General features: G+C 66.4%; 11 protein-coding genes. 2 read left to right on the plus strand and 9 right to left on the minus strand.

The annotated features are described in order from the left end of the window. Positions 1-183: 183 nt before the first annotated feature. The 6 genes from purQ to purC all read right to left on the minus strand — a co-directional run bounded on the left by purQ (position 184) and on the right by purC (position 3,012). Entirely contained in the window at positions 184-846 is a 663-nt protein-coding gene (gene purQ, locus A6302_RS18325; protein ID WP_069308243.1) for a phosphoribosylformylglycinamidine synthase subunit PurQ, read from the minus strand. Positions 847-894: 48 nt separating this feature from the next. Then, positions 895-1,119, minus strand: a complete 225-nt coding sequence (locus A6302_RS18330; protein ID WP_069308244.1) for a hypothetical protein — start codon at positions 1,117-1,119, stop codon at positions 895-897. Between the two features lie 23 nt (positions 1,120-1,142). After that, positions 1,143-1,385, minus strand: coding sequence for a phosphoribosylformylglycinamidine synthase subunit PurS (gene purS, locus A6302_RS18335; RefSeq protein ID WP_069308245.1), 243 nt, complete (start codon positions 1,383-1,385; stop codon positions 1,143-1,145). 141 nt (positions 1,386-1,526) lie between these two features. Next, complete coding sequence (locus A6302_RS18340; RefSeq protein ID WP_141703924.1) at positions 1,527-1,844, minus strand: hypothetical protein; 318 nt, start codon at positions 1,842-1,844, stop codon at positions 1,527-1,529. 2 nt (positions 1,845-1,846) lie between these two features. After that, entirely contained in the window at positions 1,847-2,161 is a 315-nt protein-coding gene (locus A6302_RS18345; protein WP_141703926.1) for a hypothetical protein, read from the minus strand. An 86-nt stretch (positions 2,162-2,247) separates the two neighbouring features. Next, a complete protein-coding gene (gene purC, locus A6302_RS18350) occupies positions 2,248-3,012 on the minus strand; it encodes a phosphoribosylaminoimidazolesuccinocarboxamide synthase (RefSeq protein WP_069308248.1) in 765 nt (254 codons plus the stop codon). A 442-nt stretch (positions 3,013-3,454) separates the two neighbouring features. Here purC and A6302_RS18355 point away from each other — a divergent pair, with 442 nt between their 5' ends. Next, entirely contained in the window at positions 3,455-3,778 is a 324-nt protein-coding gene (locus A6302_RS18355) for a DUF1476 domain-containing protein (protein WP_069308249.1), read from the plus strand. A gap of 55 nt (positions 3,779-3,833) precedes the next feature. After that, positions 3,834-4,562 (plus strand): HpcH/HpaI aldolase family protein, encoded by a 729-nt coding sequence (locus A6302_RS18360; protein WP_245294139.1) that lies wholly within the window; start codon positions 3,834-3,836, stop codon positions 4,560-4,562. Between the two features lie 18 nt (positions 4,563-4,580). Here the strand turns inward: A6302_RS18360 and A6302_RS18365 are convergent, their stop codons facing one another. From A6302_RS18365 to purB, 3 genes are read right to left on the minus strand one after another with little or no spacing between them, the layout of a single operon-like run. Beyond that, positions 4,581-5,153, minus strand: coding sequence for an RBBP9/YdeN family alpha/beta hydrolase (locus A6302_RS18365; RefSeq protein WP_069308251.1), 573 nt, complete (start codon positions 5,151-5,153; stop codon positions 4,581-4,583). Positions 5,154-5,161: 8 nt separating this feature from the next. Continuing rightward, positions 5,162-5,920: a metallophosphoesterase family protein gene (locus tag A6302_RS18370; RefSeq protein WP_069308252.1), complete on the minus strand. Its 759-nt coding sequence runs from the start codon at positions 5,918-5,920 to the stop codon at positions 5,162-5,164. Positions 5,921-5,931: 11 nt separating this feature from the next. After that, positions 5,932-7,257 carry an adenylosuccinate lyase gene (gene purB, locus A6302_RS18375; protein ID WP_069308253.1) on the minus strand — a complete coding sequence of 442 codons (1,326 nt, stop codon included), beginning with the start codon at positions 7,255-7,257 and terminating at the stop codon, positions 5,932-5,934. Between the last annotated feature and the right edge of the window lie 235 nt (positions 7,258-7,492).

A 7,492-nucleotide genomic window follows, 5' to 3' on the forward strand; every position in this document is an offset into this window, starting at 1 on the left:
ATTATCCTAAATGTAAGTCCCATAAATATTAATACAATCGATGTAAAAATTAAATCACCAATTATGTTGCTGGTGTTCATTGAAGTTTACCCTAGTAATAAGCAACAAGGGATATGATTTATTTATGTAGATAACTAATTATAGCAATCGATTCTTTTGTAAATGATCGGGGAGGGCCGTCGCTCAGGCGGCGAGGCTCTCGAAGATGCCGCGGCCGTCGGTGCCGCCGTGCAGCGCCTCGATCAGGTTTTCCGGATGGGGCATCATGCCGAGCACGTTGCCGGCGGCGTTGACGATGCCGGCGATGTCGTTCAGCGAGCCGTTCGGATTGGTGCCCTCGGCATAGCGGAAGGCGACCTGGCCCTCGCCCTCAATGCGCGCCAGCGTCTCGGCGTCGGCGAAGTAGTTGCCGTCGTGGTGGGCCACCGGGCAGCGCAGGATCTGGCCCTGCATGTAGGCGCCGGTGAAGGCGGTGCCGGCGTTGGCCACCTTCAGCTTCACCTCGCGGCAGACGAACTTCAGCCCGGCATTGCGCATCAGCGCGCCCGGCAGCAGGCCCGCCTCGGTGAGGATCTGGAAGCCGTTGCAGACGCCGAGCACCTTCACGCCCTGCGCCGCCTTCTCGCGCACGGCGGTCATCACCGGCGAGCGGGCGGCGATGGCGCCGGAGCGCAGATAGTCGCCATAGGAAAAGCCGCCGGGCAGCACGACGAGGTCGACGTCGGGCAGGTCCGTGTCCTGATGCCAGACCACGGCCGGCGCGGTGCCGGTGATCTTCGTCAGCGCGGCGACCATGTCGCGGTCACGGTTGGAGCCGGGGAAGACGATGACGGCGGAGCGGAGCATGGGGATTTTCCGAACAGGGGGCCGAAAGGGGAGAGGCCGAAGGGAGGATCAGGCGTCGGCGAGATCGAGCCGGCGGTTGATGCGGTCGATCTGGTGGCTCTGGTCGCCGAGGATCGCGTAGATGTTGGCGATGTCCTGCTGGGTCGCCAGCATGTGGCCGCGGATCGCCTGAACCTCCGCTTTCATCTCGTGGACCTTGGTGCCAAGCGACGACACCTGTGTGAGAACGGACTTCGCAGTCTCGAAGATCAACTCGTTGGTCACTTCCGCCATGCCGGCCTCCGTGAGGATCCGTCTCAGCCCTTGATCTCGACAGAATAGTTCTCGATCACCGTGTTGGCGAGGAGCTTCTCGCACATGGCACGTATGTCCGCCTCGGCCTTCGCCCGGTCGGTCTCGGCGAGATCGAGGTCGATGATCTTGCCCTGGCGGGCGCCGAGCACGCCGGAAAAGCCGAGGCCGCCGAGCGCGCCCTCGATGGCCTTGCCCTGCGGATCGAGGACGCCGGTCTTCAGGGTGACGGTGACGCGCGCTTTCATGGGATCTTCCGGGCGTTGGGAGGCAATGCGGCAAAGCCGATTTTCGCGCCCTCTTTACGGCGGACGGGGGGAAAAGGGAAGGGCGTGTGGTTGCAACGCGGCCATGACGGCCGGGGCATCAGCCGCGGCTTGCAGACGCCGTCACCGTTCCGTGCGGGCCAGTTCGAGCAGGCGCTTCTGCATGAGGCGGTAGTTCTTCATCGACGAAGTCTTTTGTGGTGAAGAGCTGACAATGCTGTAGCGGTATCGAGCGTTGTCGAGAATTCCGCGAACGTAATACTCGCGTGTGTCGCTCGTGCCATCGCTGTTGACGGTGACTTCGTATTCCCAACTGGCAATCAGGATTTCATCCGTCATCGCCATCTCGATGGGACGTTCCTCGGAACTCTCAAAGCGACCTTGGCCGGTATTTTTTGCTCTGCCGACACGCAGCTCTGCTGGCAACTTGCGTTGATCCACGATCAATCGATCGGACGCAGCGCCGAGATGAACTTGTGGTAGCTGACCTTCGCACCTTCCTGGCAACTGGCAGCCATGCAGGCGAAGAATTCGGTGCCGTAAGGGGACGTCCAGTTGGTCCACGACGGATCGCCGAAAAAGGCGGTGCCCGGTGTCTTGGGGATCGTGACCGTTCCGTCACCGGCATGATAGCGGCCATCCGCCAACGTGCCGCCTGTCTTGCATCCGGCGAGGGCGAGGAGGGCGAAAGCGACGGCCAAGGAGCGGAACGTGTGTCGGCGGGAGATTCGCTGCATGGAGAGGATCACCGGTTGCACCGACAAGATCCGTATCGCTCCCCCGCACAAAAGAAAAGGCCGGGCGATTGGCCCGGCCTTCCACATTCACTATCCCTGACGACGGATCACTTCACCAGCGTCGGGCCGCCGGTGCGGGGCGGCTCCTGCTCGTTGAGGATGCCGAGCCGGCGCGCGACTTCCTGGTAGCTCTCGACGAGGCCACCCATGTCGCGGCGGAAGCGGTCCTTGTCGAGCTTGTTGCCGGTGGCGATGTCCCACAGGCGGCAGCTGTCCGGCGAGATCTCGTCGGCGACGACGATGCGCATCATGTCGCCTTCCCAGAGCCGTCCGCACTCCATCTTGAAGTCGACAAGCTTGATGCCGACGCCGAGGAAGAGGCCGGCGAGGAAGTCGTTGACACGGATGGCAAGCGCCATGATGTCGTCGATCTCCTGCGGGGAGGCCCAGCCGAAGGCGGTGATGTGCTCCTCGGAGACCATCGGATCGTCGAGCGCGTCGTTCTTGTAATAGAACTCGATGATCGACCGCGGCAGCTGCGTGCCTTCCTCGATGCCGAGGCGCTTCGACAGCGAACCGGCGGCGACGTTGCGCACGACCACCTCGAGCGGGACGATCTCCACCTCGCGGATCAGCTGCTCGCGCATGTTCAGCCGACGGATGAAATGCGTCGGGATGCCCATGTTGTTGAGCTGGGTGAAGACGTATTCGGAGATCCTGTTGTTCAGGACGCCCTTTCCGTCGATGACTTCGTGCTTCTTGGCGTTGAAGGCGGTGGCATCATCCTTGAAGTGCTGGATCAGCGTGCCCGGCTCAGGGCCTTCGTAGAGGATCTTCGCTTTGCCTTCATAAATACGACGGCGCCGGTTCATGGGGATGTACCGTGGTCTGTTGGGGAAATCCATGTGTGCCGTGGTGCTCCGGGTCGGTGTTTCGGTCGACGGCCGTGGCCTCGGCTCAAGCGTAAAAAGCGGGCCCGTCCTGAACAGGCCCGCTTCCGACGTTCGACGGGCCGGAACTTACGCGATCCGGGGTCAAAGTACAATGACCCTGCGCGCCGAGGCCCCGCATGGCCGCCGTGCGCGGCCGTTCCGGTCTCAGGTCGTGGCCGACGGGGAGATGTTCAAGGGGGCAGGCGGAGGACGGTCCGGCGGCACGGTGAGACGGCCGCGCCGTCATCGTCCGGTCGCAGCCCTTCGTGATCGTCCGACCTTGCGCCAGTGCGCTGATCTTGCCACCTGTTGGGAGCACGATTCATGCAGGCGCCGCGGCCGGTCCGGCCGACGAGCTGTTCGCACCAGAGGGAGAGAGCCGATGACCACCTTCGATCAGCGCAAGGATGGCTTTGAGAACAAGTTTGCCCACGACGAGGACCTGCGTTTTCGCGCCTATGCCCGCCGCAACCGCCTGCTCGGGCTGTGGGCGGCCGAGAAGCTCGGCATTATCGGCCCGGCGGCCGACGACTATGCCGCCTCCGTGGTCAAGGCCGACCTGAAGGAAGCCGGCGACAACGACGTGTTCCAGAAGATCCGCGGCGACTTCGACGCCAAGTCCGTCGATCAGTCGGACCACCAGATCCGCCGGACCATGGAAGAGCTGCTGGCCAAGGCCGTGGCCGACATCCAGGCCGGGCAGTGAGCCCAGCGTCCACTCCGGCGCCGGGGTCTCGCTGAGATCCCGGCTCGGCACCGGCGTGCCCTGCTATTCGGCCTGGGTCGGCTCGCCCGAACCGCTCGTGGCCGAGGCCTGCGCCCGCGCGGGCTTCGATACGGTCGTCATCGACCTGCAGCACGGGCAGGCGGATGAACTCGCCCTCGTGCGCGCCGCCTTTCCGGTGCGTGCGCTCGGCGTGCCGCTGATCGCGCGCATTCCGGTCGGCGCCTTTGCCACCGCCTCGCGGCTGATCGATGCCGGGGCGCTGGGTGTGATCGCGCCGATGGTGAACTCGGTGGCCGACGCGGTCGCCTTCGCCGACGCGATGAAATACCCCCCGCTCGGTCGCCGCTCCTTCGGCCCGAACCGGGCCTGCGCGGTGGGCGGCGTCGATGTCGCCGGATATCTGGCGACGGCCAACACCGAGATCCTTGCCTTCGCGATGATCGAGACCCGCGAGGCGCTGGCCGCGCTGGACGACATTCTCGCCGTGCCCGGCATCGACGGCGTGTTCGTCGGTCCCTACGACCTCTCCTTCACGCTCTCGGGCGGGCGGGGACCGGAGGTGGACGGGGCCGAAACCGTGGCGGCGCTGCGTCATGTCGCAAGCCGCGCGAAGGCCGCGGGCAAGTTCGCCGCGACCTATGCGGCCACCGGGGCGGTCGCCAAGGGCTATGCGGCGACGGGCTATGACCTCGTCGCGATCGCCTCGGACCCCGGCTATCTGGAAGCCGGGGCGCGGATGATGCTGAGCGCCGCGCGCGGCTGACGCCGTCGCCAGCTTGCGTCAGAGCCGGGACAGGAGATTGGCAAAGCGGGTCAGGCCCTCGGGCCACGGCCCGTGGCCGCTGGCGGCATTGATGTGGCCGGAGTCGCCCGCGTCGACGAGGGCCGCGCCCCAGGCGGCGGCGAACTCGTCGGCGGCCTCGAAATCGCACCAGACGTCGTTGCGGCTGGCGATCAGCATCGCGGGGAAGGGCAGGGGATCGAAGGAGATCCCGCCCGGCCCGTAGGCGGTCGCCACGGCCTCGGGCACGTCCGGCCGGCGGATGTCGGCCGGGGCGACCAGCAGGGCGCCGGCCACCCGCACGCCCGCCGCATTCGGCAGCGCGAGACGGGCCGCGGCGTCCACCGCGGCGATCACGCCGAGCGAATGGGCGACCAGCACCACTGGCTTTTTTGCCCGCTCAACTTCCTCGACGATCCGCCCCGCCCATGCCGCGCGGTCCGGCCGCTCGAAATCGGCCTGCACGACACGGCGCGCGGACGTCAGCTTCTGCTCCCAGCGGGTCTGCCAGTGGTCGGGACCGGAGTCGCTGTAGCCGGGAATGATCAGGATTTCGGCGTCGGAGGATTTCATGGGGCGGATCAGGCCTTGTCACTGGCGTCGGCGCGACCCATCCGGCCGAAGCGCAGGGCGTTTTCCCATTCGGGATGGCCCTTGGCAAGCACGCGGTCGGCCGCCGCGTTCCAGTCATAGGCCACGAAGCGCTGGGCGACGGTCCAGACGGCGCCCTTGCGGTCGAGGATCGCGTAGCGGGCGTGCGGGCTGCCATTCTGCATCACGTGGTCCGAGGGCGTGTCGTCGCGGTAGGCCTGCGCGCCGACGCTGCCCGGATTGACCACCAGCCGGCCGTCGGTGAGCAGGACATGGCGCGGCATGTGGCTGTGCGCGCAGAGCACCACCTCCGCCGCCACGCCGTCCAGATCGGCGGCGATGTCGGCCGGATCGCGCAGCACCATGTGTCCGGCGACGACCTGCTCCAGAAGATAGCGGGAATCGGACGAAGGGGTGCCATGGCAGAGCAGCACGCCCTCGATCACCCGCGTCGCCGGCAGGCCGCGCACCCAGTCCAGTTGCGAAGGCGTCATCTCGTCGAAGGCGGGCTGGTCCCAGTCGCCCATCTCGTGCCGCGGACGGTCGATCAGCGCGCGGTCGTGGTTGCCCATCACCGTCGGCCAGTCCAGCGACATCAGCAGATCGGCGGTCCGTCCCGGCTCCAGCGGTCCGGACACGCAGTCGCCGAGATTGACCACGAGATCCGGCGACATGCCTGCGAGATCGGCAATCACCGCCTCGAGGGCAGCGAGGTTGCCATGGATGTCGGCGACGACGGCGATGCGCATGGGATCCTGCCTCAGTCCTTGAACACCCGCGCGAAGATCGTGTCGACATGCTTGGTGTGGTAGCCGAGGTCGAAGCGGTCGCGGATCTCGTCCTCGGAGAGGGCGGCGCGGACTTCCGCGTCGTTCAGCAGTTCGGTGAGGAAGTCGACGTCGGAGGCGCCGGCCTTCTGGTAGCTGTCCCAGACCTTCATCGCGTTGCGCTGGACGAGACGGTAGGAATCCTCGCGGCTGACACCCTTCTGGGTCAGCGCCAGCAGGATGCGCTGGGAGTGCACGAGGCCGCCGAGGCGGTCCATGTTGCTGACCATGCGCTCCGGATAGACCAGCAGCCGGTCGACGACGCCCGTCAGGCGGGCGAGTGCGAAGTCGAGGGTCACGGTGGCGTCCGGGCCGATCATCCGCTCGACCGACGAGTGCGAGATGTCGCGCTCGTGCCAGAGGGCGACGTTTTCCATGGCCGGCAGGGCATAGGCGCGGACCATGCGGGCAAGGCCGGTGAGGTTTTCGGTCAGCACCGGGTTGCGCTTGTGCGGCATCGCCGAGGAGCCCTTCTGGCCCGGCGAGAAATACTCCTCGGCCTCCAGCACCTCGGTGCGCTGCAGGTGGCGGATCTCGATGGCGAGCCGCTCGATCGACGAGGCGACGACGCCGAGGGTGGCGAAGAACATCGCGTGGCGGTCGCGCGGGATCACCTGGGTCGAGACCGGCTCGACCTCAAGGCCCATGGCTTTGGCGACATGTTCTTCGACGCGCGGATCGATGTTGGCGAAGGTGCCGACGGCGCCGGAGATGGCGCAGGTGGCCACTTCCTCGCGGGCGGCGACCAGCCGCTTGCGGCAGCGTGCGAATTCCGCATAGGCCTCGGCCATCTTCAGGCCGAAGGTCACCGGCTCGGCGTGGATGCCGTGGCTGCGGCCGATGCAGACGGCGTCCTTGTATTCGAAGGCGCGGCGCTTGCAGGCGGCGAGCAGGGCATCGACGTCGGCGATCAGCAGGTCGGCGGCGCGCACCAGCTGGACGTTGAAGCAGGTGTCGAGCACGTCCGAGGAGGTCATGCCCTGGTGGATGAAGCGGGCGTCGGGGCCGACGAATTCGGCCAGATGGGTCAGGAAGGCGATGACGTCATGCTTGGTGACGCGCTCGATCTCGTCGATGCGCGCGACATCGAACACGGCCGCGTTACCCTTCTCCCACACGGTCTTCGCGGCCTCCTTCGGCACGACGCCGATCTCGGCCAGCGCGTCCATCGCATGCGCCTCGATCTCGAACCAGATCCGGAAGCGGGTCTCCGGCGTCCAGATCTCGGTCATCTCGGGGCGGGAATAGCGGGGGATCATGGGCGCGGCTCCTCGGGAAAGTCGCGCGAGGATGTAGCAGAGGGGGCGGGGAGGGGCAACGAGGGTGGAGCGTGGCGGGTGGGAATGCGGGCTGGACGGCCGCTCACCTCGCGCATGCGCCTTGTTCAGGTGGCAGCGGCCGGCGAACCCTTCTCCCCTCGCGGGAGAAGGTGCCCGAAGGGCGGATGAGGGGGGCGGCATTGCCGCTCTCACCCGCGGAAGTCACGTCGTGGGG

It is taken from the genome of Methylobrevis pamukkalensis (assembly GCF_001720135.1).
GTDB classification, from domain to species: Bacteria; Pseudomonadota; Alphaproteobacteria; order Rhizobiales; family Pleomorphomonadaceae; genus Methylobrevis; species Methylobrevis pamukkalensis.

Excerpts from the sequence above, each read along its gene's own strand:
- A6302_RS18355 (WP_069308249.1), top strand. The coding sequence starts at position 3,455 with ATGACCACCTTCGATCAGCGCAAGGATGGCTTTGAGAACAAGTTTGCC.
- purC (WP_069308248.1), bottom strand. The coding sequence starts at position 3,012 with ATGAACCGGCGCCGTCGTATTTATGAAGGCAAAGCGAAGATCCTCTAC.
- purS (WP_069308245.1), bottom strand. The coding sequence starts at position 1,385 with ATGAAAGCGCGCGTCACCGTCACCCTGAAGACCGGCGTCCTCGATCCG.
- A6302_RS18370 (WP_069308252.1), bottom strand. The coding sequence starts at position 5,920 with ATGCGCATCGCCGTCGTCGCCGACATCCATGGCAACCTCGCTGCCCTC.
- A6302_RS18365 (WP_069308251.1), bottom strand. The coding sequence starts at position 5,153 with ATGAAATCCTCCGACGCCGAAATCCTGATCATTCCCGGCTACAGCGAC.
- purB (WP_069308253.1), bottom strand. The coding sequence starts at position 7,257 with ATGATCCCCCGCTATTCCCGCCCCGAGATGACCGAGATCTGGACGCCG.
- purQ (WP_069308243.1), bottom strand. The coding sequence starts at position 846 with ATGCTCCGCTCCGCCGTCATCGTCTTCCCCGGCTCCAACCGTGACCGC.
- A6302_RS18330 (WP_069308244.1), bottom strand. The coding sequence starts at position 1,119 with ATGGCGGAAGTGACCAACGAGTTGATCTTCGAGACTGCGAAGTCCGTT.